A 26,455-nucleotide genomic window follows, 5' to 3' on the forward strand; every position below is an offset into this window, starting at 1 on the left:
CCCCCGAAGAGGCCTTACCGCTCGACTTGCATGTGTTAAGCACGCCGCCAGCGTTCGTCCTGAGCCAGGATCAAACTCTCCGTTGAAATCTATATGTCAACCACAGCAAGCTGTGGATAACAGACAAAACGAAAAACGATCCATTGCAATCAGAGACAATCAAACTGACTTGAATCTCAATAAATAATCACAAAGGAATCCCACACGGAATCCACGACGACACCAGACCATCAAAACCTCGAAGAGGCCAGACAGACCTGCTACCACCGAGACCCGTGAAGGGGGTTAATGCTAAATTTCGGCATTGACTTTCGGCACGCTGTTGAGTTCTCAAGAATCGGGCGCACACCGCGTCTGTGACCTTTCGGCCAGGACTCCGGGGCAACTTGCGCTACCTTACCGGACCAGATCCACCGGGTCAAGCCCGAGTTTTTCCGATCCGCCTCCCGCGTTGCAGCTACCGCCCCGAGTCAAGAAGACGCGGTTCGGCTCAGCTAGCCTTGGGGGGTTCGGAGCGACCGGCCGCTTTCGCGTCCCGCACTCGCTCCAACAAGAAGAACATTACGTGGCTTGCGGGTGACCGGTCAAATCCATTCCCGGTGGGTCGAATCACACGGCTGTAATTTGCCCTCGGCATCCAGTTTGTGGGATACCTCGCCGACCCTCAGCAGGACGGCTCCCAGCGCACGCCAGGAGCCTCCGCCACCCGTCAGCCGGCTGGGGTCGAAGCCAGAACCCCTGCAAATGAACGCTTCCCGCGGCGGAGTACGAGCGCGCCGCCTGGCAGCAGGTCGTCCGCGCCAGGCACGTACTCGGCGTCGCTGACCTTCACGTTGTTGAGGTATCCCCCGCCCTCGGCGACAGTGCGCCGCGCAGCCGACTTGCTGGCGACCAGGCCGGACTTCACCAACAGGTCGCCGTACGTTGGCATTGGCTCCCCTGCTGCAAGCTCCACGTGAGGCGCTTCGCGTAGTGCGGCTACCAGCGTCTCGCCGTTCAACGCAGCGAGCTCCCCTTGGCCGAAGAGTGCCTTGGAAGCCTCCTGGACTCGACGAGTCTCGTCGGCGCCATGGACCAGCGTGGTGACGTCCTCTGCAAGCACTCGCTGAGCTTCACGTGCGTGCGGACGCTCTGCGGTCGCCTCTTCCAACGCGGCGATCTCCTCCGCAGTACGGAATGTGTAGAAGCGCACCAGCTGCATCACGTCACGGTCGTCGGCGTTGAACCAGAACTGGTAGAAGGCGTACGGCGAGGTCAGCTCCCGGTCGAGCCAGACGCTGCCCGATTCGGTCTTGCCGAACTTGGTGCCGTCCGCCTTGGTCACCAGAGGTGTCGCCAACGCGTGCGCCTTGCCGCCATCAGCACGCCGGATCAGCTCTACACCCGCGGTCAGGTTGCCCCACTGGTCGCTCCCCCCGGTCTGCAGTGTGCAGCCATGCCGGCGGTAGAGCTCCAGGTAGTCCAGCGACTGCAGCAGGACGTAGCTGAACTCGGTGTAGCTGATCCCCTGCTCGAGACGCGCCTTCACGACCTCGCGGCCGAGCATGCGGTTCACCGGGAAGTGCTTGCCGATGTCCCGGAGGAAGTCGAGCGTGTTGAGGTCCTTGGTCCAGTCGTAGTTGTTCACGATCCTGGCCGGGTTCGGCAGCGACTGGTCGAAGTCGACGAAGCGTTCCACCTGGCTACGGACCCGCTCGACCCACTGCTGGACGACGTCCTTGGGGTTCAGCACTCGCTCGGAGGACTCCTTGGGGTCACCGATCAGACCAGTGGCGCCACCGACCAGACCGATCGGGTTGTGACCGGCGAGTTGCAGCCGGCGCAGCGTCAGTAGCTGCAGCAGGTTGCCCATGTGCAGACTCGGCGCCGTCGGGTCGAAGCCCACATAGGAGGTGATCGGCCCGGCCGCCATAGCGGCCCGCAGTACGTCGGGATCGGTCGAATGCGCGATCAGGCCGCGGCTGTCCAGGTCGTCGAGCACCTGCGTGCGGCTTGCGGTCCCGCTGTCGGTCACTTGGTCTCCTTGAGTACGTCGTGTCGACAACAAGGGTGCCAGTCCGTACTACGTGGCTTCCGGGCGGGACAGCACTGCGCGGAGCTGCGCCACCAGGGCGTGGCCGTCAGGGCCGTGCACTGTGGCTGCGGTCGGGCGATGCGGGTCGTGGGCACCTGGGTCCGGGTTCGGCACCGGGAGACCGTGGGACAGCACCTGCTCGGCAGGGGTCAGTTGGCGGATCCCGATCGCTCTGACGTGGTCCGGATGCGTCTGCGCGAAGTCGCCGTACAGCTGCGGGTCGTGCTGTCCGTCGTCGCCGACCAGGACCCACCGGACGTTCGGGAACTCCGCGGCAAGCCTCCGCAAAGCAGTGCGCTTGTGTTCGCGGCCGCTGCGGAACCAGCCGGTGTTGGTCGGCCCCCAGTCCGTCATCAGCATCGGCCCCGCCGGGAAACCGTGCCGGGCGAGGAACCTGGTCAGCGTCGGCGCGGTGTTCCACGCCCCGGTCGACAGGTAGAAGATCGGCGCACCGGGGTGGTCCGCGAGCAGTTCGGCGTACATCTCGGCCATGCCTGGTACTACGCGGCGCGCCTGCTCGTCGCGGACGAAGGTGTTCCAAGCGGCGATCATGGGGCGCGGCAGCATCGTCAGCATCACTGTGTCGTCGATGTCGCTGACCAGTCCGAAGGTGGCGTCCGGGTCGGGCACATAGATCTGTGCTCTCGCCTGCCGTTCGCCATGGACGCCCAGGCTGATCTCATGCCGCCCGGGTGGCAGCACCACCGGCACGGACAAGTCGATGAAGCCGCCGCGGTCGGTGGTCCCCTCGAAGCTCTGTCCGGCCACGGTGACAGCCACCTGTACGCCGGTGGCCGGTGCGGTGACGAACACCTTCCAGCCGCGGACCACCTGGTCCTCGTCGTACCGGGGTTGATTGCGCGGGTCGCGGCTCAGCACGACGCGGGCCAGCACCCGGACGTACTCCCGGTTGCCGTAGCCCACGTGCGGGATGATCCGTTCCCGCCAGCCGCGGCGCCGCAGGATCGCCTGCACGCCGGCGTTGAACCAGTCCTCCAGACGGGAGGAGTAGTGCTGTCGGGCCATGCCCGAAACCTACCCGTACCGAGGGCCCGTACGCCCGTTCACGAGACTGTCGGCGGCGACCTTTACGGTCTCGATATGACACGGACCTCTGCTGCGATCGGGATGTGCTTCCCGCGGACCTATCCCGCTGCCCTCGTGAAGGACGTCGCCCGGCGACTGGAAGCGGGCGGCGCGGACGAACTCTGGGTGATCGAAGACTGCTTCTACACTGCCGGGCCGTCGCTGGTTTCCGCTGCTCTGACCGTCACCGAGCGACTCACCGTCGGCCTCGGCATCGTGCCTGCCGTGGTGCGGACGGCGGCGGTCACCGCGATGGAGTTCGCGACGCTGGACGCCCTCGGTGGCGGGCGATTCCTGCCCGGTATCGGTCACGGCGTCCAGGCGTGGATGGGGCAGATGGGCGTGCGGCCGAAGTCGCCGCTGACCGCGCTGGAGGAGGTGACCGATGCCGTCACCCGGCTGCTCGCGGGTGAGGAGGTCACGGTCGACGGTCAGTACGTGCAACTCGATAAGGTGAAGCTCGACGCGCCGCCGGCTACTGCGCCGCCGATCCTGCTCGGGGTTCAGGGGCCGAAGTCGATGGCGCTGGCCGGCCGGGTCGCGGCCGGCGTGGTGCTCGCCGAGCCCGCCACCCCGTCGTACGTCCGCGCCGCTCTGGAACAAGCCGGTACGCCGGACAACTTCGTGCTCGCGGTCTTCTCGGCAATCTGCGTCCGCCCGGACCGCAAGGCGGCGTACGAATGGACTGCCCCTTGGCTGGCCGGTCTGATCGCGCAGAAGAACGCTGCGCTTCCGACGCTCCCGTTCTATGACGACCTGATCAAGCGGTTCGACGACCAGGGCATCCCCGGACTGGTGTCAATGCCCAACGACTGGTGGACCGAGATCGGCCCGATCGGCACTCTCGACGATGCCGCCACCCACCTGGACGCCCTCAACGCCGCCGGCGTCCACCACATCGGCCTCTTCCCCGACCCCGAGGTCGAACACGGCCTCCCCCAGCTCGACTACGTGCTGGAGCTCGCGAACCGCTAGGTCGAACGGCGCTTCGGGACGTGGGGTTTGTACGGCGAGACGGTGGGGTCGCCGGGGATCCAGAAGCGCCACGGCCGGTCGGCTGCTTCGCGGAGGCCGACTCGGGGGCCGGTCGCGGGTTCGCCGGCGAAGGGGGTGCCGGGGAGGAGCTGGATCGGCGATGTGCGGGAGAGCAGGTCTGCGCCGTTCTCGGTGCGAGTGATGGCGAGGGCAACGCAGAGCCGCGCGGGCCCACGAGCCAGGTCGCGGTCTGCAATCCTGCGGCCGGTGGCGGTCGGTCGGGCGGTCGGGGTCGTGGTGGGAGTGGGTGGGGTGGCGCCTCGGCGGGATCGGGCTAGGTCGATGCCTTCGATGACTTCGGCAGCTCGGAAGAGGACGGCTGAGGGTTGGTTGGTGGGGCCGGCGCTGATGTTCATGCAGAAGTGCATGCCGTAGGTGAAGTAGACGTAGAGGAAGCCGGGCGGGCCGAACATCACGGCATTGCGAGCCGTTTGGCCTCGGTAAGAGTGGGAGCCCGGGTCGTTCGGCCCGTCGTATGCCTCGACCTCGGTGATCCGGACGGCGACCGTGCCCTCTTCGGTGGTCCGGCTCAACACCATTCCCAGCAACGCCGGCGCGACCTCGAGAACGGGCCGCGCCAGCGACGTACGGCGTACAGGCATGGCGGGAAGGTTAGCCGAGGAGCTTGGTGTGTTCGGCGGTGCGGATGCGGAGTTCGGTCAGCTGTTCGGCTACCCGGACTTCCGCCGTGCCGCCGCGGGCGTCGCGGGACGAGATGGAGCCCTTGACGGACAGAACGGTGCGTACGTCGGGCGTCAGGTGCGGGGAGATCGCGGCGAGGTCCTCGTCGGTGAGGTCCCAGAGTTCGATCCCGCGGCTCTCGCATTCCTGGACGCAGGCGCCGGCCAGCTCGTGGGCCACCCGGAACGGGACCTTCTGCTTGACGAGCCACTCGGCGATGTCGGTGGCAAGGGAGAAGCCTTGTGGGGCCAGCTCCTCGAGGCGATCCACGTTGAAGCGGAGGGTGCGGATCATGCCGGTGAAGGCGGGCAGCAGGACCTCGAGGGTGTCCACCGAGTCGAAGACCGGTTCCTTGTCTTCCTGGAGATCGCGGTTGTAGGCCAGGGGTTGCGCCTTCAAGGTCGCGAGCAGGCCGGTGAGGTTGCCGATCAGGCGACCGGATTTGCCGCGAGCGAGTTCGGCGATGTCCGGGTTCTTCTTCTGCGGCATGATGCTCGACCCGGTCGAGTAGGCGTCGTCCAGCTGGATGAATCCGAACTCCTTGGTCGCCCAGATGATCACCTCTTCGGCCTGCCGGGACAGGTCGACGCCGATCTGCGCGGTGACGAAGGCGAACTCGGCGACGAAGTCGCGCGCCGCAGTACCGTCGATCGAGTTCGGCGACGAACCGGTGAAACCAAGCTCTGAAGCAACGAACACCGGGTCCAGGCCGAGTGACGAGCCGGCCAGAGCGCCTGCCCCGTACGGCGAATCGGCGGCGACCCGCTTGTCCCAGTCGGCGAGCCGGTCGAGGTCGCGGATCAGCGGCCATGCGTGGGCCAGCAGGTGATGCGAGAGCAGCACCGGTTGGGCGTGCTGGAGGTGGGTGCGACCTGGCATCGCGACGCCGAGGTGCTGCTCGGCCTGGTCGGCGAGGGTGTTCACCTGGTCGAGTACGAGGCGCGCGATGATCCGGCCGTGGTCGCGCAGGAAGAGGCGGAAGAGGGTCGCGATCTGGTCGTTCCGGGACCGGCCTGCTCTGAGCCGGCCACCGAGTGCGGCGCCGAGGCGATCGACGAGGCCGCGTTCGAGGGCGGTGTGCACGTCCTCGTCGGCCTCGGCTGCCACGAAGACTCCGGAGAGAACATCCGCGAGCAGCTCGTCGAGACCGGCCAGCATCTTGGTGAGGTCGTCGTCGGTGAGCAGACCTGCCTGGTGCAGGACTTTCGCGTGGGCCTTGGATCCTGCGATGTCATAAGGCGCGAGCCGCCAGTCGAAATGTGTCGACTTACTCAACGCTGCCAACGCATCGGCGGGCCCACCCGCAAACCGGCCACCCCAGAGTGCGGCGGAATTCATAAATGGTCCTTTACTTGGGGTCGGTGTGGCGGGCTGCGAGGTTGAGGAAGCGAGCGGCTAGGGCGGGGCCGCCGGAGGGGTCTCGGGAGACGACCATGACGGTGTCGTCGCCGGCGATGGTGCCGAGTACGTCGTCCAGTCCGACGTGGTCGATGGCCGACGCGAAGTACTGGGCCGCACCCGGCGGGGTTCGCAGCATCACCAGGTTCGCGCTGCCCTCCGCGGAGACGAGGAGTTCGGACGCGACCCGGGCCAGCCGCGCCTCGAAGGCAGCAGCTTCACCGGCGCGCGGCGTACGGTCACCGCCTTCACCCGGTACGGCGTACACCAGCTGGCCGGCCGAATCGCGCACCTTCACCGCGCCGATCTCCACCAGGTCACGCGACAGCGTCGCCTGCCCGACCACGAGACCGGCGGCCGACAACAGGTCGGCCAACTCGGTCTGCGAACGCACCGGCTGCCGGCCGAGCAGCTCCACGATGCGCTGCTGGCGCGCCGTCTTGGTGGTCGGTACCGCCATCGTCATGACTTCGCCAGCAACCATGAGAGCAACGCCTTCTGTGCGTGCAGCCGGTTCTCCGCCTCGTCCCAGACCACGGACTGCGGCCCGTCGATCACGGCTGCCTCGATCTCCTTCCCCCGGTACGCCGGGAGGCAATGCAACACGATCGCGCCATCGTTCGCTTTCGCCAGCAGCTGCTCCGTGACGGCAAACGGAACGAACGGCGCCTCCCGCACCCCGGCTTCGGCCTCCTGACCCATCGAGACCCAGGTGTCGGTCGCCAGCACGTCGGCGCCCGCCACCGCTTCGAAGGCATCCGAGCTCCACGAGGCCGAACCACCGGTCGCGCCGGCGATCTCGACAGCCTTCGCCAGCACAGCAGCGTCGGGCTGGTACTCCGCGGGCGAAGCAATCACCACGTGCATCCCGGCAGTCACCCCGCCGAGCAGGTAGGAATGCGCCATGTTGTTGGCGCCATCGCCGAAGTAGACCAGCTTCAAGCCCGCGGTCGAACCCTTGTGCTGCCGCACAGTCAACAGGTCCGCGAGGATCTGGCACGGGTGGAACTCGTCGGTCAACGCGTTGATCACCGGCACCTGTGAAGCCCCGGCCATCTCCTCGATCCGGACCTGGCCGGACGTCCGCCAGACGATCGCACCGACCTGCCGGTCAAGGATCCGGGCGGTGTCGGCGATCGGCTCGCCGCGGCCCATCTGCGAGGTCTGCGCGTCGATGATCAGCGGGACGCCGCCGAGCTCCGCGATGCCGACCGCGAACGAGATCCGGGTCCGCGTCGAGGTTTTGTCGAAGATCACCGCCACGGTCTTCGGCCCGGCCAACGGCTTGTGCCCGTACCGATCGGCAACCAGCTCCTGAGCCAGCGTCAGCACCTCGTCCTGCTCAGCGGGGCTGAGGTCGTCGTCGCGCAAGAAGTGCCTGGTCATGGGGCCTCCCGGCCTGGACTGAGGAGTGGAGGGAGCGAAGCGACCGGAGGGACGAGGGAAGGACGGGAGCTTAGCCCCATGACCCGCCGAGCCGGAGGCGAGGCAAAAAGCACTGTCACGAGGCCTCCACGAGGTCCAGCAACCCAGGGAGGGCTGCGACGAAGCTGTCGGCGTCAGCCTTGCTCAAGATGTACGGCGGTGCCAGTCGAATCGCGTCCGGAACTGCATTGTTGACGATGAACCCTGCCTCCAGCGCCAACGCCGCGACCTGGTCGGACACCGGCGCCGTCCACTGGATCGCAAGTAACAACCCACGACCCCGGACACCAGAGATCAAGGGATGATCCAAGGCTTCGATCGACGACGCGAGGTGGTTGCCGACAGCATTGACGTTGGCGAGCAGCCCGTCCCGCTCGATCACGGTCAGGACTGCGAGACCCGCGATCGACGCCACCGGATTGCCGCCGAACGTCGTCCCGTGATTACCCGGCTGCAGCAACTCGGCAGCCGCACCGAAGCCGAGGCACGCCCCGATCGGGATCCCCGCCCCGAGCCCCTTCGCAACGGTCACGATGTCCGGCGTGATCCCCGAAGCCTGGAACGCGAACCAGTCACCGGTCCGCCCGACCCCGGTCTGGATCTCGTCGATCCACAGCAGCGCGCCGTGCTCCGAGGTGATCTGCCGGGCCGCTTCGAGATAGCCATCGGGCGGTACGACGACGCCGTTCTCGCCCTGGATCGGTTCGAGCACCACGGCCGCGGTCTCGTCGTCGACAGCGGCGGCCAGCGCGGCAGCATCGCCGTACGGGACGAACGTGACGTCACCGGGCAGCGGCGCGAAGGCCTCCCGGTACGCCGGTTTCCAGGTGATCGCGAGTGCGCCCATCGAGCGACCGTGGAAGGCGCCGATGGTCGAGACGATCTTGGTCCGGCCGGTCTTGCGGGTGATCTTGAACGCGGCCTCGTTCGCCTCGGTGCCCGAGTTGGTGAAGAACACCTTGCCAGGAGCATCGAACAGCGAGAGCAGCTTCTCGGCCAACGCGATCTGCGGCGCGGACGCGAAGAAGTTGGAGACATGCCCGAGCGTCGCCAGTTGGCTCGTCACAGCCGACACCACAAACGGATGCGCGTGCCCGAGCGAGTTCACGGCGAGCCCACCGAGCAGATCGAGATATTTCCGCCCATCGGCGTCCCACAAGTACGCGCCCTCACCACGCACGAGCACCCGCTTCGGCGCACCGAAGGTGTTCATCAACGCCTGAGAGTAGCGCTCGGCAAGTGCCGCTCCGGTGCCTTCGACCGTCAGTAATTCACTCATGAGGGGATCACCTGGGTTCCGCTTCCGGCGTCGGTGAAGATTTCCAGCAGCAGGGAGTGCGGCACGCGGCCGTCGATCACGGTGGCCCGGGAGACGCCGGACTGTACTGCGCGCAGGCAGGCCTCCATCTTCGGCACCATCCCCGAGGCCAGCGACGGCAGCAGTTCTGCCAGTTCGGCCGCGTCGATCTGAGTGATGATCTCGTCGCTCTCCGGCCAATTCCTGTACAGCCCGGCGACATCGGTCAGGACGACGAGCTTCGACGCACCGAGCGCGACCGCCAGCGCCGAGGCGGCGGTGTCGGCGTTCACGTTGTGCGCCTGACCGTCCTCGTCGGGGGCGATCGTCGAGACGACCGGGATCCGGCCGGCGTCGATCAGGTCGATCACCGCTTCCGGCCGCACGTCGACCACGTCGCCGACCAGGCCGATGTCGACCGACTCGCCGTCGATCATCGCGCCGCGACGTTCCGCGGTGAATAGGCCGGCATCTTCACCAGACATGCCGACGGCGAACGGCCCGTGCGCGTTCAGCAGGCCGACCAGCTCGCGGCCGACCTTGCCCACCAGCACCATCCCGACGATGTCCATCGCCTCCGGCGTGGTGACCCGCAGCCCGCCGCGGAACTCCGAGGAGATCCCGAGCCGGCCGAGCATCTCGCTGATCTGCGGTCCACCGCCGTGCACGACGACGACCCGTACGCCGCAGTGCCGGAGGAACACGATGTCGGAGGCGAAGGCCTGCTTCAGCTCGTCGTCCACCATCGCGTTGCCGCCGTACTTGACCACGATCGTCTTGCCGTGGAACTCCTTCAGCCAAGGCAGCGCCTCGGTGAGGACGGCCGCCTTCTCGACGGCCGAAGCCTGGGTTGTGGAATGAAGATTCTTCTCCGAGGTCGCAGTCATGAGGAGTACGCCGAATTCTCTTCGACGTACGCGTGCGACAGGTCGGTGGTCAACACCGTCGCCGATGCGTTCCCGGCGTGCAGGTCGATCACGACGTCGATCTCCAGTCCGCTGAGGTCTGCCTCGGACCGGTCGACGCCCTTGCCACCGGCGATACAGATCGCGGCGCCGTTCAGGGTGATGTCGAGCAACGAGGGGTCGAAGGCGGTCGGCGCGTTGCCGACGGCCATCGCGATCCGGCCCCAGTTCGGGTCGGAGGCGAAGAACGCGGTCTTGCAGAGGTTGTCCTCGGCAACGATCTTCGCGGCGGCGACCGCCTCGGCCTCGGTGGCCGCGTTCTGCACGGTGATGCTCACGTGCTTCGTGACGCCTTCCGCATCGGCCTGCAACTGCTTGACCAGGTCGGCAGCCAAGGCAGTCAGTGCCGCTTCGAACTCATCAGCTGCGACCGTGATGCCCGATGCACCCGAGCTGAGCAGGAGCACGGTGTCGTTGGTCGACGTACCACCGTCGACGTCCAGCCGGTTGAAAGTCTTGGCGACCGCGTTCCGCAGCGCGTGGTCCAGATGCGGCTGGTCGACCACTGCGTCCGTGGTGATCACGCTCAGCATGGTCGCCATGTTCGGCGCGCACATCCCGGCGCCCTTGGCGAACCCACCGATGCTCCAGCCGTCCTTCTTGAGGACAGCCTGCTTCGGGACGTTGTCCGTCGTCATCACCGCGGTCGCCGCAGCAAGAGCATGGTCCGAAGAGTTGCCCAAGGCATCAACGGCAGCAGACAGCCCCGGCAGCAGCTTGTCCATCGGCAACCGCTCGCCGATCAAGCCGGTGGAGCAGACGCCGATCTCGGCCGCACCGACACCCAGCAGCTCGGCCAGCTGCTCGGCCGTCTTGTGAGTGTCCTGGAAACCTTCCGGCCCGGTGCATGCGTTGGCGCCGCCTGAGTTCAGCACGACTGCCTTCAATTGACCGGCGGTCAGCACCTGCTGGGACCACAACACCGGGGCAGCCTTCACCTTGTTGGTGGTGAAGACACCTGCCGCGGCGTACGACGGTCCGTCGTTCACCACGACGGTCAGGTCCGGCTTGCCGGCCGGTTTGATCCCGGCGATCACCCCGGCCGCACGGAAGCCGGCCGGCGCGGTGACTCCGGCGCTCCGATCGACTTGGGCATCCGGGGTGACAGCTAAGGTCACGGTGCTACTCCTACGAGGGGAAGGGCCAGGGTCTCGTCGAGACCGGCGGCCAGGTTCATGCACTGCACGGCGGCGCCGGCGGTGCCCTTGGTGAGGTTGTCCATCGCGGCCACGATCACGGCGCGACCGGCCCGCTGGTCCAGGGTGACCTGCAGTTGCACGGTGTTCGCGCCGAGGGTGGCCTGGGTCTGCGGCCACTGCCCTTCCGGCAGCAGGTGCACGAAGGGCTCGTCGCGATAGGCGTCGTGATACGCCTGCCGGAGGCTTTCGGCCGTCGTACCGGGGGTGATCGGTGCGCTGCAGGTTGCCAGGATGCCGCGCGGCATCGGCGCCAGGACCGGCGTGAACGACACCGAGACGGCCTCATCGGTGACCGCGCCCAGGTTCTGCTCGATCTCCGGCGTGTGGCGGTGCACACCGCCGACGCCGTACGCCGTGGCGGAACCCATCACCTCCGCGCCCATCAGATGCGTCTTCGGCGCCTTGCCTGCTCCCGACGTCCCGCTCACCGCGACCACCACCAATTGGCCGGGGTCGACGAGACCACCCTGTACGGCGGGGAGCAGGGCAAGGCTCGACACGGTCGGATAGCACCCCGGCACCGCGACACGGTTCGTTCCGCGCAGCTTCTCCCGTTGACCAGGTAGCTCGGGCAGACCGTAGGGCCAGTGGCCGGCGTGCTTGCCGCCGTAGAACTCCACCCACGCCTCGGCCTCGATCAGCCGGAAGTCCGCGCCGCAGTCGATCACGGTGACGTCCTCACCGAGTTGCTCGGCGATTTCGGCGGACTGCCCGTGCGGAAGAGCCAGGAACACCACGTCGTGACCGGCCAGCGTCTCCGCCGAGGTCTCGACCAGGATGCGCCCGGCCAGCGGCACGAGGTGCGGGTGGTGCGAGCCCAGCGCCGTACCGGCACTACCGCCGGCGGTCAGCGCGCCGATCTCGACCTCGGGGTGTCCGGACAGCAACCGGAGCAGTTCTCCACCCGCATATCCACTGGCACCCGCGACCGCGACCTTCAGGCTCATATGAATGAGTATGCCAGAGGTCGCATGAATATCCAACCTCGGGATCAGGTAGATCCACTCAGGCGCAGGCGACCGCGAGTCTCCAGGCTAAGAGCTATGGATGCAGATACGAGTAGGCGGCGCGCGGGACAGACCAAGAGCGCGAGAGCGCCCCGGCCCAGCAACGGCACCGCCGCCTTCATGGGCTGGATCGTTGCTGAGCTGTCCGGCTACGGCCTGCTGGTGGCCCTCGCCTCGGATCAGCAGTCGAGCACCTGCACCGGACTCTGCTTCTCCGAACGCGAGATCCTCGTCTGGCTCGGCCTGGTCTTCGGTTTCTGGGTGCTGCTGGCGCAAGTCATCCTTGGACTGGCCTTGACCGCTCGGTTTCATCGCGGCGGGATGGGTCCGGTCGCGGCCGGGAGCGCGTCGTTCTTCTCCACTCTCGCGGTCGTCGTAGCCGTCCTCGGCTTCCTGTTCACCGCTCAGCAATAATCACTGGGGTGACGACGGATGACGAGCAGTTGGCGGCCGAGTTCGCGGAGCATCGAGCCGTGCTGGTGGGTGCGGCGTACCGGGTGATCGGCAGCATGGTCGACGCCGAGGACGTCGTACAGGAGACCTGGTTGCGGTGGGCCGCCGCGGATCGGTCCGAGGTACTGGATGTCCGGGCGTATCTGATCCGGATCACCAGCCGGCTCGCGCTCAATCGGTTGCGGCAGCAGAAGGCACGGCGGGAGCAGTACGTCGGGCCGTGGTTGCCCGAGCCGATCGCTGCCGGCGAGGACCCGGCGGAGATGGCGGAGCTCGCCGACTCGGTGTCGATGGCGATGCTCGTCGTACTCGAGACGCTGACGCCGCTGGAGCGGGCGACCTTCGTACTGCGTGAGGTTTTCGACCTGCCGTTCAGCGAGATCGGCGACACGTTGGGTCGCTCCGAGTCCGCAGTACGGCAGCTTGCTCATCGTGCTCGCGAACACGTGCACGCGCGGCGGCCGAGGCAGCAGGTCGACCCGGCACGGCATACCGAGGTGACTCAGGAGTTCCTCGCGGCGACGTGGTCCGGCGATTTCGAGCAGGTCGTCTCGCTGCTCGCGCCCGACGTCGTGCTCGTCAGCGACGGCGGCGGCAAGCGCAAGGCCGCGCTCCGGCCGCTGCTCGGCGCCGACAAGGTCGCTCGCTGGCTGCTCGGCCTCTTCAAGACGGATCCGCAGATCGCCACCTTCGACATCCGGCTCGCCGAGGTCAACGGCGAACAGGCGGTCATCGCGTACGACGGTGAGCTGGTCGACAGCGTCGCGTTCCTGGAACTGGACGCTGTCAACGTGATCAGCAAGATCTACGTCGTACGCAACCCCGACAAGCTCGGAGCGATCCCTTCGCTGACCTAAGCTATCTGCAACCCAGTCGCAGGAGGAGATCATGGAGTACCTGGCGGTCGACCCCGAGAGAGTGTCCGATCCGGGGCTCCGGGCCGATCTGCTGGACACCTGGATCGCCGCCACGGACGCGGGCGGCAGTGTCGGGTTCGTCGCTCCCGCACCGGTGCACGAGATCGCGAACACCCTCGACCTCGCGCTCGAAAGGGTCGCCGCCGGCAAGGACCTGCTCGGCGTACTGCACAACGGCGAACGCTTCATGGCGATGGGCCTGCTGGTCAGCGACGACGGTCAACTCAGCAAACACTGGCGCACCGTACTGCGCGTCATGGTCCACCCGAAACACCAAGGCAACGGCGCCGGCCGCACCCTGATGGAAGGCCTCCGCGAGTCGGCAGTCGACCTGGGCCTGGAGCAACTGATGCTCACCATCCGCGACGGCCAGGGCTTGGAAAAGTTCTACGAACCCCTCGGCTACCGCATCGTCGGGCGCCACCCCCGTGCTGTCCTGGTGGCGCCCGGCGACTACCGCGACGAGATCATGCTGGTAAAGGATCTCAGCGGTGCACGGTCAGCGTGAACTCCTTGGTGAAGGGCAGTACACCCATTCGGCTCTCGGGCTCGGTTCCGTCGTTCCACACCCGGAGGTGCTGCACTCCACGCGTCGTCGGGCGGTAGGTCAGGCTGTAGTGCCCGTGGGCAGTAGCCATGACAGTCGGACTCACCTTCACCCATTCAGTGCCGACCTGCCGTTCGAGCCAGACCGGCACGGCTCCTGGTGCCACAGTTCCGGTGATGCGGACCCGCTCACCGACGCGTGGCGTTTGATCGCTGACGTTGGCGCTCACGAGAGCGTGGATCTGCACATCGCTGAAACTGCTGCTGTGCACCCAGGTGTCGTCACCGGAGAAGTGCGCGCCGCCGAGGAAGCTGCTGTAGATCCGCACATCGAGGCTGTAGGCACCTGAAGTATCGGTCGTCGTCGGAACCGGCGGGTGTCCGTCATAGATGTTCCCGACAATGATGCTCAGCTCGCGTCCGGCCATCGGCTGCCAGCCGGTGGCAGGGGTCCAGCCCTCGAACACGCCGGACACGTGCAGGCTGGTCCCGTACGGGAACGGGTCCGGCCTCGGCGGGGCGGTCGAAGTGATCCTGGTCAGGTTGAGCACCTTGACCAGGTACGGCGCGACCGGTTCGAAGGTGCGGGTCTCGCCACCCACTGTGTAGGAGGACAAGTACCACTCGCCTGACCGGGCATCGAGCGGCAGCTCGAAGAAGCCCTCTCCGACGACGGTCTGCTCGCTACCGTCGATCCTGCTGAGGACGCCCTGTGACGGACAGCCCGGGCTGGGATCGAGATAGCCGCTGAGCATGGTCGCCTCGGGAGTCAACGGAAACGCGTAGACATCGCTGGTGGCAGGAAAATCGCATCCGGGGTCGTCGGCCTGGGCGGTGCCGACCTGGACGAGCACGGCGGCTGCTACCACAGCTAGCAGGGTGAGTAGTCGGAACGGACGGTTCATTGCGCGCCTCCTGGGCTCTTCACCCACCACGATGCAAAGGCACGCCGATAAGTTGCAGCTCCGTGGCGGCTTACCGGCTCGACTCGCGGCTTCACCGCCACTTACCGGTTCGACTCGCGGGTTTTTTGGCGGCGGAAATACCGCGAGTCGAGCCGGTAGGTCGCGCGGGGACGGTCAGTCGAGCCGGTAGGACGCGCGGGGAAGGTCAGTCGAGCCTGTTAGGAAATCGACGTGCCGGCGGTCAGCCACGGAGCCACGCCAGCCAGGCACCTGCTGTTCTGTAGTGCCGGGTCCCGCTCCACAACGGGACCCGGCGCCACGGTTTCCCACTATTGGCGGCTGCGGCGGGCTATCAGGAGGAGCGCGGCACCCAGCGCGGCCAGCAGTCCGCCCAGCGTCAGCAGGAACACGGACGGCCCTCCGGTGGCGGGCAGTTCGGTCTTGTGGTGCTGGACGGGTGCGGCCGGCTGGGCCCCGATGGTCACCTTCACCTGCGCGGTCGCAGACACCTGGTTCGTGTCGGTGACCCGGTACGCCTGCTTCGCCGTACCGGTGAAGCCGCGCTCCGGAACGAGCCGGATCGTCCCGTCGGCGCCCACCGTCCAGACACCGACGGACGGTACGGCCACCTGCTTCCCACAGGTGGCCGTCCCGGTGACCAGGCAGAGCGTGCCCGGTCTCCAGACCGCGCCGCGGGTCGCGGCATCGTTGAGCAGCGGGTTCACGACCACCGGGTTGCCGGGCGTACCGGTACCACTGTCCGGGATGGCCTTCGCCCCGCCGGGACCACGCACGGTGATCTTCAGGCGGGCCGTGTCCGACGTCCCGTTCGCGTCGCTGATCCGATAGGTCAGCGATCTGGTGGTACCGGTGAAGCCCTTCACCGGGGTGTATCCGACGGTGCCGTCCGCCCCGACGAGGAACGTGCCCTCGCCCGCCAGCGTCACCGAAGTCTTCTCTGTCCCATCGGCCGGATCGCGCAGCACGACCGAGCCCGGGACCAGCGGCGCACTCGCATCGCCCGCCTTGTCGTTCGCCAGCACGTTCACGCCAACAGCAGTCCCGTACGCCGTACTGGCCGCGTCGTCCATTGCGTCCGGCCGCACCGGCGACACCGTTACCGCGATCGTCGAGCGCGCTGCGTTCCGCGCGGAGTCCTTCACCTCGTACGCCGTCGGGCGCGTCGTCCCGCTGAACCGGGTCGTCGGAGCAAAGGTCACCTTGCCATCGGCAACTTCATACGTCCCCTGGCCGGCCACCGTCACGCTCTTGACCAAGTTGCCTTGGGCATCGACCAGCAAAAGCGTCGCCGGATCGAGAGTGGCACCGGCACCAGGTTTGTCGTTGGCCAGCGGGTCGATGGTGACCTGCACGTGCTGCTTGGTCCGCCCCAGGTCTGGCAACGCCACCGGCTTGACGCCGACCGTCACGGTGAGCGTCGCCGTTGCGATGGTCCCGTTGGCATCGCTGACCTGGTAAGTCACCGGCGTCGTCTCACCAGTCATCCCAGCAAGAGGCATGAACCTGATCCCACCGTCCGGCTGAACCGTGAACGTCCCCTGCCCTGCCACCGCCAGGCTCGGCACCGGATCACCGGTCGCCGGATCGATCACCCGCACGCTCTTCGGATCCAGCGAAGCGCTCGGATCGCCGGCCTTGTCGTTCACCAGCACCGGCACAGTCACAGCGGTGTCGTACGCCGTACTCACCGCGTCGTTCACCACCACGGGCACGATCGGCGTCACCGTGATCGTGACCGTCGAGGTCGCCTTGTTCCCCGTCGTGTCGGCGACCTGGTAGCTGATCGAACTCGGCCCGCTGTACGACGGCAGCGGATCGAACCCGATGCCGGCCGGCGTCACCGTGAACGACCCCTGACCGGCGATCGGAACGGAAAGCAGCCACGCCTTGCCGTCGAACAGCCGAACCGAAGACTTCACCAGCTCGGCCGACGTCCCCGGCGAGTCGTTGCCGAGCGGTTCCACGGTCACGTCGCGATTCTGCTTCGTCGTACCGGTGTCCGGCTTGGCCTCCGGCCCCTTGCCGACGGTCAGGAACACCAGCCCGGTCGCCGTCGTCCCGTTCCGGTCACTCACCTTGTACTGCGCGGGCCTGGTCACGCCCTGGAAGTCCTTCACCGGTGTGAACGTGATCGACCCATCAGGGTTGACGACATAGCGCCCCTCCCCCGGCCTGGTCAGGCTCTTCCCGTACTGCGAACCGTCCTTCAGCAGCACCGATCCGGGGACAAGCGGCGCACTCGGATCGCCCGCCTTGTCGTTGGCCAGGACATTCACCGTGATCGGCCGGTTGAACGGCGTGATCGCCGAGTCGTTCACGGTGGACGGCGTCACCTGGACGACGGTCATCCCGAGTGTTGACGTGGCAACGGTCTTGTTCGAGTCGGCCACCCGGTACTGGATCGGCTTGGCCTTGCCGTGGAACGCGGGCAGCGGGTCGAACTGGATCGCTCCGCTCGCCTGTACGGCGTACGTGCCCTCGCCGGGGATCGTCAGAGTCTTGGCCAAGTCGCGTTGGGTGCCGATCAGCACGGAGGACGGGTCGAGGTCAGCGTCGGTGCCGGGCGAGTCGTTCGAGAGCACGTTGATGGTGACGGTGACGTTCTGCAGCGTCGATGCGTTGTCCGGGCGCGCGACCGGTGGTGCGCCGACGGTGAGCTTGATGACTGCGGATGCGGTGGAGCCGTTGTCGTCGGCAACTTCGTAGGACACCGGGGTGGCCGCACCGGCGAATCCGGCGGCCGGGTCGAACGTGACGATTCCGGCGGCGACTGTGTAGACGCCTTCGTTCTCGACGATGACCTCCGTCTTCAGCAAGCCGTCGGCGGGATCCTTCAGCCGCACCGATCCGGGGATCAACGGCGCACTCGGATCTCCGGCTTTGTCGTTGCCGAGGACATTGATGTGCGCAGTCGCGTCGTACGGCGTACTGCCGATGTCGTCGACCGCCGTCGGAGTGATCGCGGTGATCGTGATCGTGATGGTGGACTTTGTCAGCTGGCCGAATCGGTCGGCCACCTGGTAGGTCAGGTCCTTCGCAGTCCCGGTGAAAGCCGGCAACGGGTCGAAGACAAGCCCGGCGCCGGCACCGCGGGTCGTCGCGCTCCCGGTGACCTTGTACGTGCCCTCCCCCGCGACCTCGACCGACTTCACCGGCGATCCATCCGCGGGATCGATCAGCACCAGGCTGGCCGGGTCGAGGCTGGTGCCTCGGCCTGCTTCGTCGTTCGCGAGCGGATCCAGCGTGACATTGAGATCCTGCTTGCCGGTCGCCGTGTCGGGGTGCGCGATCGGCGCGGGCGGCTTCGCGACAGTCACCGTCAGCACCGCCTTGGCGAGCGTGCCGTTCACATCGGACACCGTGTAGGTCACCGGCGCCGCGGTACCGGTGAAGGTCGGCAGCGGATCGAAGTCCACCGTCCCGTCCGCCTTCGCCACCAGGACCGCCTGCCCGGCCAGATGCACCGTCATCACAGGCTTCTGCGTGATCGGGTCGATCAGCCGCACACTGCCGGGCACGAGCGGCACGCCCGGATCGCCGGAGTCGTCATTCGCCAGAACAGAAACAGTCACCGCAGTGTCGTACGCCGTAGTGACGGTGTCGTCCTCCGCGTCGGGCTGCACCGCAGTGACGCTCATCGTCAGAGTCGACGTGCCGAGAGCACCGTTGCCGTCGGCCACTTGATAGTGGACCGGCGTCGCGTTGCCGTGAAAGGCGGGGACCGGCTCGAAGAGAATCCGGCCGTCCTGCTTCGCGGTGTACTTGCCCTGACCTGGGATCACCAGACTGGTCACCGGCTGACTCTTCGCCAGACTGGTCACCGGCTGACTCTTCGCCAGACTGGTCACCGGCTGGCTCTTCGCCGGGCTGAGCAGCCGGACCGAGGCCGGGTCGAGTGCCGAACCGGTCGGGCCGGGCTTGTCGTTCGCGAGTACCACGAGGAAGGCCGGCCGACCCTGGATCGTGGTGAAGGTGTCGGGGTTGGCCACCGGCGGGCCGGGTGCGTCGACGGAGACGGTGAGCTGGGCGCGCGCCGCCGTACCGTTCTTATCGAGCACTTGATAGCCGACCGGTGTCGCCGTCCCCCGGAATCCGGCCACCGGCTGGAACGCGAGTTTGCCGTCGGCTACCAAGTAGGTGCCCTGGCGCGGCACGTCGAGCTTGTCGACGAGTTCGCCCGCGGAGTCGATCAGCTTCAGGCTGGCCGGGTCGAGCGGGGCATCCGGCGAACCGGGAAGGTCGTTGCCGAGAACGTCGACCTCGACGTCGGTGTCGAACGGCGTGCTCACCGAGTCGCCGATCGCCTTCGGAATCACCGGCGTCACCGTGACCGTGAGGGTCGACTCCGCGAACTGGCCGGTGCTGTCGGTGACCCGGTACCCGACGGACGTCGCGACGCCGGTGAAGCGTGGCAACGGGAGGAAGTCGACGAGCCCGTTGTCCCGTGCGGTGTAGCTGCCCTCGGCCGGGATGACGACAGTCGTCTTGAGCTGGGAGTCGGCGGGATCCCGTAGTACGAGGGACGTCGGGTCCAGCGTCACGCCGGGAGCCGCCTTGTCGTTGGCGAGCACATTGACCGCCGTGCTGTCGTTCTGCGGAGTGCTCGCGGTGTCCGGGGCGGCGACCGGCTTGGCCGGCAGGGAGACCGTGACGGTCAGCTTCGCCGTCGCTGTGGTCCCGTTGCTGTCGGCGATCCGGTAGGTCACTGGCTTGCCGACGCCGACGAAGCCAGGGACCGGATCGAAGCCGATCTTGCCGCTCGCGGCCACGTACTTGCCCTGGCCGACCACATTCACCATCACGCCGCACTTGTCGCGATCGATCAGGCAGAGCGAGTCGGGCTGCAGCGGCGCCGCCGGATCGCCCGGCTTGTCGTTGCCGAGGACATCGGCCGTCACCCCGGTGTCGTACGCCGTCGTCGCCGCGTCGTTCACCGCGATCGGAGGGGGCGGCGGCGCGATGACGAACGGGTAGTCCTCCACCTCGCCCGAGTCCGCCGCACCGACTGCCTTGTCCACCTGCGCCGTCGTATAGCCGAGCCGAACCCGCGCGTACGACGTACTGGCGCTGAGGTTCGCCAGGTTCGTCCAGTTCAGAGTGACCGCGCCTTGCCCAGCGCTGAAGGCGGCGCACGATCGCTCGGCCGGATCGAACGTGCCGTTCTTGTCGAGATCGATCCAGGCACAGACGCGGCCGGGCTTCGACGTACCGGTCAGTGCGACCGATGCCGAGTAGCTCTTCGCTGTGGTGAGCAGCGGCTTGAAGGTGACGCCGTCGTCGCCCTGATCCGCGACCGTCGGGCCGGTGCTGCTGTTGGCGATGGTCGTGTTGTCCTCGGTCGCCGCCGAACCGAGCCGCGCATCGCCGAGCACCGACCAGGCACTTCCGTACGACGTTGGCGCGTCGCCGAAGTCCTCACCGACCGACGCGACGATCGAGAACACATCGCCGGAGCTGGACGCGTTGAACGCGGGGAGCTGTGGGTTCTTGGTGAAGAGCGCGGTGACGTCGAAGGTGACCGACTTGACCACGCCGAGCACCCGGACCGATCCACAGGCGGCCGTGGCTGCGGCATCCGGGCCGGTGCCGGTCTTGCCGTTGATGCAACTGGGTCCGGCGTCGGGGTTCGCGGCGGTGATGGTGTCGCTGGTGACCGCGAGGTTGTTGCCTTCACCAACCTTGGTCAGGCTGACGCCCGCCGTGGTGAGCTTGAGCACCGAGTGGAGTTCGGACTGCCGGGTCGGGCGGCCGTTGACCGTCTGGGTGGCCGATCCACCGATCCCGGCGAGATGCAGCACCGGGTCGCGGACGGGCTGCGAGAACGCGACCGTCAGCGTTCCGCGGCTGCCACAGCTTCCGGTTGCGGCGCAGTCGCCGGTGTCGACGACGAGATCCTGCGCGGGAGTCGTCCGGGCAATCGGTGGCGAGTAGGTGCGATCCGTCGTACCGCGCTCGCCGGCCGTCCCCGGATCGGAGAGCGCGGTCTTACCGGTGACCGAGATCGTCTGGACCAGCCCGGAACCGGGCATCGTCGCAGTCGCCACGTTGCCGTCGGCAAAGGGGGCCGAGGGCACCTGGTAGGCGCCGGCCGCGAGCGGGAGCGCGCCGAGCGCCAGGACGAGAACGACTGCGACAAGTGACCGCCTCGCCGTCATTCCCACGCCCCTTATCGATCACCGTTGCTGCATGCATCGGCTCGGGGCGAGCGGGCCGGCGTAGACGTAACGTTCCACGCTGACCGTATGTTACGGGAGAACTACTGGGTGAGTTCGTAGATGCCGATCTTGCCTTCGCGGTGTCGGAGGGTGGCGAGCTGGTCGAGGCGCGGGGAGACGGGTCCGTCCCAGCGATCCGCGTAGAGCCAGCGCACGCCGTACTGGTGGCGTAGGCGTCGCAGCACGTCCACGTTCGGTGCGTAGAGCGCCTGCTCGGTGATGGTCGTGCGGTCCGGCCAGGGCGACGGCTGTTGCGTGTAGCGCAGCCCGTTGAGTCCGTGATGCGCCATCGCCTCGGAGGTGTAGGCCCAGCCGTCGATCAACGCCCGCCGGCCCGCGATCCCGCTGATGATGTAGCCGCGCGCATCGCAACCAGGCTTCGGTACGCCGGCCGGCCGGCACCACGCGTTACCAGCCACGATGTCCTTCGAGCCGGTGTTTCGCGACAACCAGATCGCGGCCAGCGCCTCGTCCGTGCGAACCGTCCACAGGTTCGACGTGAACGATGTCGCCCGCACCCCCTCGCCATGGACATGGAGGCTGTGCGCCACCACGCCGGCCGACGGCACCACGAGCAGCGTCAGGATCGCGAGCACTCCCCCGAGCCCGGCCGCCTTCGGGAAGAGCCGGGTCAGGAACGGCCAGGCGACCCGTAGTACGACGCTCAGAAGGACTATTGCGATCAGGGGCCGGGCGACGTCGAGGATCCGGTGGCCTTGCGGACCGGTCGGCGCGATTTTGGCCTGGAGCATCACCCACGCGTACAGGGCGCCGAGCACCAGCGCCGCGGGCACGAGCCAAGGCGACGGACGGTGCCTTTTCACGAGGATCACCGCGAGCCAGCCCACTGCGGCCAGGCCGAACGGGACCGCAGTACGGATGAAGTACCCCTCGCTCACTGACGGGTGGTCGACCAGCAGGAAGGCCGCCCAGCCCGCGACCAAAGTGCCAAGCAGGAACCAGGCCAGCGGGTCTCCGCGGGCTTCCCGTCGGCCCAGCAGACCGTAGCCGGCCGCGACGATTGCCTGGCTCACGATCAGCAGTGCGAACACCACCAGTGCACCGACGATCGACAACACGTGACCCGATGCCAAGGCGGGCAGAATGTGACCGCCGGCGCCGGCCTCGGTCTTGTCGCCGGTGGCGGCGGTGTAGCCGCCCGCGACCTTGACCACCGCGAGGAACTGAATGCCCGAACCGCTGGTACTACCGGCGACCGTGACGATCGTCCCGACAGCCGCGAAGACCAGCAGCGATCCGGCGACGACGAACCTGATCGGCAACCGCCGGTCCCGGATCAGCACGAACAGCGCGGCCAGGCCGACACCGCCGACCAGGATCGGCAGCACGGTGGGCTTCGAACCGCCGCCGATCACCGCGATCGTGAGGGCCAGCAGCCAGAGCGTCTTCGGCTGACGACCGCGGAACAGCAACTCGATCAAGAAGATGGCGGCGGTCGCGGCCATCAGCATGCAGAACGTCTGCGAGGGACTCAGCAAGCTGACCGGTGGCTCGAGGTCGACCCGGGTCTCCCACCACATCGGCAACTGCGGAGCTGCGATCGCGCCGGCCGCGAGGACGCCGGTCCACCAGGTCTTGCTGACCGTGCGGGCCAGGGTCGCGAAGACCAGCAGCGTTACCACGAGCGCCGGCACCAGCCAGAGCCGGTAGAGCACCATGATCGGCGAGATCTTGGTGATGTCCACGGCCGAGGCCATGTCCGCGTTCGCGAACCAGTGGTAGTCCAGCCGCATCCCGGCGACCTGCGGAAGTTCGGGCGGCACCGAACGGGTCAGCTCGCTCACCATCGACAGGTGGTAGAGCAGATCCGGGTAGTACGCCGTGCCGTTCGGCGGCATCGGGTGGTACGGCATCAGGCCGAAGACGGCAGCGCCGAGCAACACCACAGCCGCGAGCACCAGGCCGGCGGTCCATAGCAGCGGCAACGGCTTCGGGTCAGCGATCCGCCAGAATTGCCAGAGCCTCGGCACCGCGCCGAACACGACGAGTACCAGGGCCGGCCAGACGATCAGCCAGCTCTGCACGCCGAGCGCGGTGAAGACGGCCCAGCCGATCAGTTGGTAGGCGATGCCGACGACGCTGCCGATCCCGAGGTCCTCGGTCCAGTTGCCGGTGCTCCGCCAGAGCGCGCGGAGCAGCAGTACGCCGGGCAGGGCGACCGCCAGGCCGAAGTACAGGAAGTACTTCAGCATCGTCCAGCCCGACACATCGACTGCGTGCAGGCCGATCGCGGTGACGATCAGCGGCAGCAGCCAGGGGAGGCCGCGCGCCCACGCCGTACCGGCCGGATGCCGCCGGGCCGGAGCTTGATCAGACTCCGGTTCGGCGACGGCCACGACGCTCAAGAGCGGACGGATTCCTCGTCGAGGGCCTGATGGCCCTTGTCCTCGAGGCTGTCGTAGCCGACCAGGAACTGCGGCCGTTTCTGGCTCGACTGGAACAAGCGCGCCACGTACTCCCCCAAAAGTCCAAGACACAGCAACTGGATCGCGCCGATCACGCTGACCGCCAGCACCGTCGACGTCCACCCCGGAACGCTCTGGCCGGCCAGCTTGATCGCCAGGGCGCCGACCACGAACACCGCGGACAGCAGCCCGCCGAGCAGGCCGAGCCAGGTCGCCAGCCGCAGCGGCGCCGCCGAGAACGCGGTCACGCTGTCGAAGGCGAGCCGGAACATCTTGGTCAGGTTGTACTTCGTGTGCCCCGCGGCCCGCTCGGCGCGCACGTAGGCGACCTCGGTGCTCGGGAAGCCGAGCCACGGGATGACGAGCCGGAACACCCGGCCGTCCTCGGGCAGGCCGTTGACCGCGTCGACCACCCGCCGCGAGACCAGCCGGAAGTCACCACCGTCGAACGGGATGTCCTTGCCGACCAGGCGGCTCATCAGCCGGTAGTACATCCGGGCGGTGGTCCGCTTGCCGAAGCTGTCGCTCGAGCGGTCCGAGCGCACGCCGTACACGACGTCGACATCGGCGGACTTCACCGCGGTCATCATCTCCGCGATCACCTCGGGCGGATCTTGCAGATCGGCGTCGATGGTGACCAGGTACTTCCCGCGGGCGCGGCGGAAACCGGCCGACAAGGCGGCCTGGTGACCGCTGTTGCGGAGCAGCCGGACCAGCCGGAGCTGGGGCCAGTCCCCGGCCGCGGCGATCAGCATCGACGCGGTCGCATCCCGGCTGCCGTCGTCCACCACGAGCACCTCGTACTGGATGCCGAGGCCGTCCAGCAACGGGCGCATCCGGTCGAAGAAGATCGGCAGCACCTCTTCCTCGTCGTACATGGGTACGACGACGGAGAGTTCGAGTTCGGGGTCCAACATGTCCGGCAGGCCTCCAAGGCAGTTCCAGCAACCACAAGAGTGAACGCCCGAGACGCCCAAAAAGATGACTCAGATCCTAAAGTGACATCAAGTTGGGTCCAAAATCGGGTTTAGACCAGAACGCTGCGTCATCAAGCAGAGACCGAGACCGCTCCCGTACGGCGTGGGTCGCCGACCGCGGTCAGGCCCTCGGCAGGGTCCCAGAAGGCTGCGGCCACCCCACCGAAGTACATCGAATGCGGTGGCATCGGGCGGGTCGGCAGGCTGGTCGATCCGGAGACCGGCAGGTCGTCCTCGTAGTCGACGACGACGTCCTCGCGGACCCGGACGTGCAGCCGGGGATGCTCGACGGCTTCCTCGAGCGACAGCCCACCGTGCGTGTAGAGCGCGTAGACCTGGGCGATCGCGGTCGGGATCCGGTCGGAGCCGGGAGAACTGATCGCCAGTACCGCGCCGTCGCTGTCGCGCCGGGCGACGCTCGGCGCCATGTTCGAGGTCAGCCGGGTGCCGGGCGCGAGACTGTGTGGGCCGCCGTGCACGAGCTCCTGCTCGCCAAGGGCGTTGTTGAGCCAGATGCCGGTGCCCGGTGTCATCACGCCGGAGCCGTAACCGGACGAGACGGTGATCGCGCAGGCGTCGCCCTCGTCGTCGACCACCGAGACGGTCGCCGTACTGGGTGAGCTGAGTGCTCTCAAGTCTCCGCCGGCAGCGAGGTCGAGCAGCTTCTGACCTTCGAGCTTGCGGACGTCTTCCTCATCGAGCTCCGCCAACCGGCGACCGAAGACGGCATGCTGCACGTCGACGAGCCGCTCGAGCTCCTTCGGATTCCAGCTACCTTGCCCCGGTACGCCGTCCAGCAACGCGAGCATCGCGGCGACCGCGACTCCGCCGACAGCGGGTGGTGGGTTCGTCGCCAGCCGCCAGCCGTTCTGCTGCACGATGAGGGCGGGCCGGACGACAGCCTCGTACTCCGCCAGGTCCTGTGCGGTGAGGATGCCCTCGTTGTCGGCCATGTCGCGGATCAGCAACTCGGCGAGCTCACCGGTATAGAGCGTTTCGGCGCCGTCCTTCGCGATCAGCTCGAGCGCCTCGGCCAGCTCCGGGATCACCACGATCGAGCCGGCCTTGATCACCACGCCGTCGTCGTCGTGGACGGCCCGATGACTCGGTTGGTGCCAGCCGAAGATGATCTCGTGGGTGTAGCCGAGGTAGTACCCCGACGTACGGCTGAGCGGGAACCCTTGGCGGGCCACCTCGATCGCGGGCCGGACCACCTCGCTCCAGGGCGCCTTGCCGGATCGCTGGTGGGCGAGGTCGAGCGCCTTCATCCCACCCGGCGTCGCGACGGACCCATGCCCGACGGTGGTGGTCGTGCCGCCGCCGTACTCCGTCGTCACGTCCCAGACGCCCCGGCCGAACTTGTCCGTCGGCAACCCACGCCCGGGCATCTCCACCCAACCGTCGATCGTCACCGCCTCACCACCGGCAACCTGCAACGTCACAAACCCACCCGACGCCGGCGACACCACCCCGATCTCATTGACCATCGTCACCAACGTCGCCGCGATCGCAGCGTCAACGGCGTTGCCACCTTCCGCCGCGACACGCACCCCTGCCTCAGCCGCCGCCTTGTTAGGCGCCGCCACCGCAACCCTCGGATTCGTACCGATCACCTTCACCCGCTCATCCTCCCGCACCCAACGCCTGAGCGGAGCGCCAGACCATCAGTACCGCCCAGCTGCCGCGGCGAGACCGCCGACCTCAGGCGCACGGTGGCGCCGCCGGTCAGCAGGAACCCGAGTACTGATGGCGTGGCGGTCCGCTTCCACCGGACTACCCGCCGGTCCGACTCTTGGCGTCTGGTGTCCGGCGGGTTCCGGCGTCTGGT

The 26,455-nt window shown here is 67.5% G+C and carries 19 protein-coding genes and 1 rRNA gene; 4 read left to right on the top strand and 16 right to left on the bottom strand.

From position 1 onward, the window contains the following. The 3 genes from ABZ004_RS32690 to ABZ004_RS32700 all read right to left on the bottom strand — a co-directional run. A 16S ribosomal RNA gene (locus ABZ004_RS32690) occupies positions 1–86 on the bottom strand; the annotation flags it as partial. A 623-nt stretch (positions 87–709) separates the two neighbouring features. Then, positions 710–2,014, bottom strand: coding sequence for a tyrosine--tRNA ligase (tyrS, locus tag ABZ004_RS32695; protein WP_355685040.1), 1,305 nt, complete (start codon positions 2,012–2,014; stop codon positions 710–712). Positions 2,015–2,062: 48 nt separating this feature from the next. Next, positions 2,063–3,100: a phosphatase domain-containing protein gene (locus ABZ004_RS32700; protein WP_355685042.1), complete on the bottom strand. Its 1,038-nt coding sequence runs from the start codon at positions 3,098–3,100 to the stop codon at positions 2,063–2,065. 75 nt (positions 3,101–3,175) lie between these two features. On the opposite strand from ABZ004_RS32700, the gene ABZ004_RS32705 reads away from it, so the two are divergent. Next, entirely contained in the window at positions 3,176–4,135 is a 960-nt protein-coding gene (locus ABZ004_RS32705; protein WP_355685044.1) for an LLM class flavin-dependent oxidoreductase, read from the top strand. On the opposite strand, the gene ABZ004_RS32710 is transcribed toward ABZ004_RS32705, so the two are convergent. From ABZ004_RS32710 to argC, 8 genes are all read right to left on the bottom strand, one after another. Beyond that, entirely contained in the window at positions 4,132–4,797 is a 666-nt protein-coding gene (locus ABZ004_RS32710; protein WP_355685046.1) for a DNA-3-methyladenine glycosylase, read from the bottom strand. The two genes, ABZ004_RS32705 and ABZ004_RS32710, sit on opposite strands and share 4 nt — an antisense overlap. Before the next feature lie 10 nt (positions 4,798–4,807). Beyond that, positions 4,808–6,214 (bottom strand): argininosuccinate lyase, encoded by a 1,407-nt coding sequence (gene argH, locus ABZ004_RS32715; RefSeq protein ID WP_355685048.1) that lies wholly within the window; start codon positions 6,212–6,214, stop codon positions 4,808–4,810. Positions 6,215–6,224: 10 nt separating this feature from the next. Next, positions 6,225–6,758 carry an arginine repressor gene (locus ABZ004_RS32720; protein WP_355685049.1) on the bottom strand — a complete coding sequence of 178 codons (534 nt, stop codon included), beginning with the start codon at positions 6,756–6,758 and terminating at the stop codon, positions 6,225–6,227. After that, the gene (gene argF, locus ABZ004_RS32725; protein ID WP_355685050.1) at positions 6,737–7,660 is read right to left on the bottom strand and encodes an ornithine carbamoyltransferase; all 924 of its coding nucleotides are present in this window, start codon (positions 7,658–7,660) and stop codon (positions 6,737–6,739) included. Before argF ends, ABZ004_RS32720 begins: the two co-directional genes overlap by 22 nt. 115 nt (positions 7,661–7,775) lie before the next feature. Continuing rightward, the gene (locus ABZ004_RS32730) at positions 7,776–8,978 is read right to left on the bottom strand and encodes an acetylornithine transaminase (protein WP_355685052.1); all 1,203 of its coding nucleotides are present in this window, start codon (positions 8,976–8,978) and stop codon (positions 7,776–7,778) included. After that, positions 8,975–9,883: an acetylglutamate kinase gene (gene argB / locus ABZ004_RS32735; RefSeq protein WP_355685054.1), complete on the bottom strand. Its 909-nt coding sequence runs from the start codon at positions 9,881–9,883 to the stop codon at positions 8,975–8,977. The genes ABZ004_RS32730 and argB overlap by 4 nt, the downstream gene beginning before the upstream one ends. Next, on the bottom strand, positions 9,880–11,079 hold the full coding sequence (gene argJ, locus ABZ004_RS32740) for a bifunctional glutamate N-acetyltransferase/amino-acid acetyltransferase ArgJ (RefSeq protein WP_355685055.1): 1,200 nt from the start codon (positions 11,077–11,079) through the stop codon (positions 9,880–9,882). Before argJ ends, argB begins: the two co-directional genes overlap by 4 nt. Next, complete coding sequence (gene argC, locus ABZ004_RS32745; protein WP_355685056.1) at positions 11,076–12,107, bottom strand: N-acetyl-gamma-glutamyl-phosphate reductase; 1,032 nt, start codon at positions 12,105–12,107, stop codon at positions 11,076–11,078. The genes argJ and argC overlap by 4 nt, the downstream gene beginning before the upstream one ends. A 96-nt stretch (positions 12,108–12,203) precedes the next feature. On the opposite strand from argC, the gene ABZ004_RS32750 reads away from it, so the two are divergent. From ABZ004_RS32750 to ABZ004_RS32760, 3 genes are read left to right on the top strand one after another with little or no spacing between them, the layout of a single operon-like run. Then, complete coding sequence (locus tag ABZ004_RS32750; RefSeq protein WP_355685058.1) at positions 12,204–12,581, top strand: hypothetical protein; 378 nt, start codon at positions 12,204–12,206, stop codon at positions 12,579–12,581. A gap of 8 nt (positions 12,582–12,589) precedes the next feature. After that, positions 12,590–13,477 (top strand): RNA polymerase sigma-70 factor, encoded by an 888-nt coding sequence (locus tag ABZ004_RS32755; protein WP_355685059.1) that lies wholly within the window; start codon positions 12,590–12,592, stop codon positions 13,475–13,477. A gap of 31 nt (positions 13,478–13,508) precedes the next feature. Then, positions 13,509–14,045 carry a GNAT family N-acetyltransferase gene (locus ABZ004_RS32760; protein WP_355685060.1) on the top strand — a complete coding sequence of 179 codons (537 nt, stop codon included), beginning with the start codon at positions 13,509–13,511 and terminating at the stop codon, positions 14,043–14,045. On the opposite strand, the gene ABZ004_RS32765 is transcribed toward ABZ004_RS32760, so the two are convergent. The 5 genes from ABZ004_RS32765 to ABZ004_RS32785 all read right to left on the bottom strand — a co-directional run bounded on the left by ABZ004_RS32765 (position 14,023) and on the right by ABZ004_RS32785 (position 26,246). Continuing rightward, positions 14,023–14,988, bottom strand: a complete 966-nt coding sequence (locus ABZ004_RS32765; protein WP_355685062.1) for a hypothetical protein — start codon at positions 14,986–14,988, stop codon at positions 14,023–14,025. The genes ABZ004_RS32760 and ABZ004_RS32765 overlap by 23 nt on opposite strands. A 329-nt stretch (positions 14,989–15,317) precedes the next feature. Next, positions 15,318–21,164, bottom strand: coding sequence for an Ig-like domain-containing protein (locus tag ABZ004_RS32770; protein ID WP_355685064.1), 5,847 nt, complete (start codon positions 21,162–21,164; stop codon positions 15,318–15,320). Between the two features lie 101 nt (positions 21,165–21,265). Then, entirely contained in the window at positions 21,266–23,581 is a 2,316-nt protein-coding gene (locus ABZ004_RS32775) for a hypothetical protein (protein WP_355685166.1), read from the bottom strand. A gap of 5 nt (positions 23,582–23,586) precedes the next feature. After that, positions 23,587–24,567: a glycosyltransferase family 2 protein gene (locus ABZ004_RS32780; protein WP_355685066.1), complete on the bottom strand. Its 981-nt coding sequence runs from the start codon at positions 24,565–24,567 to the stop codon at positions 23,587–23,589. Positions 24,568–24,698: 131 nt separating this feature from the next. Further along, positions 24,699–26,246 carry a gamma-glutamyltransferase gene (locus ABZ004_RS32785; protein WP_355685068.1) on the bottom strand — a complete coding sequence of 516 codons (1,548 nt, stop codon included), beginning with the start codon at positions 26,244–26,246 and terminating at the stop codon, positions 24,699–24,701. Positions 26,247–26,455: the final 209 nt, after the last annotated feature.

It is taken from the genome of Kribbella sp. NPDC006257, assembly GCF_040613535.1.
Lineage (GTDB): Bacteria > Actinomycetota > Actinomycetes > Propionibacteriales > Kribbellaceae > Kribbella.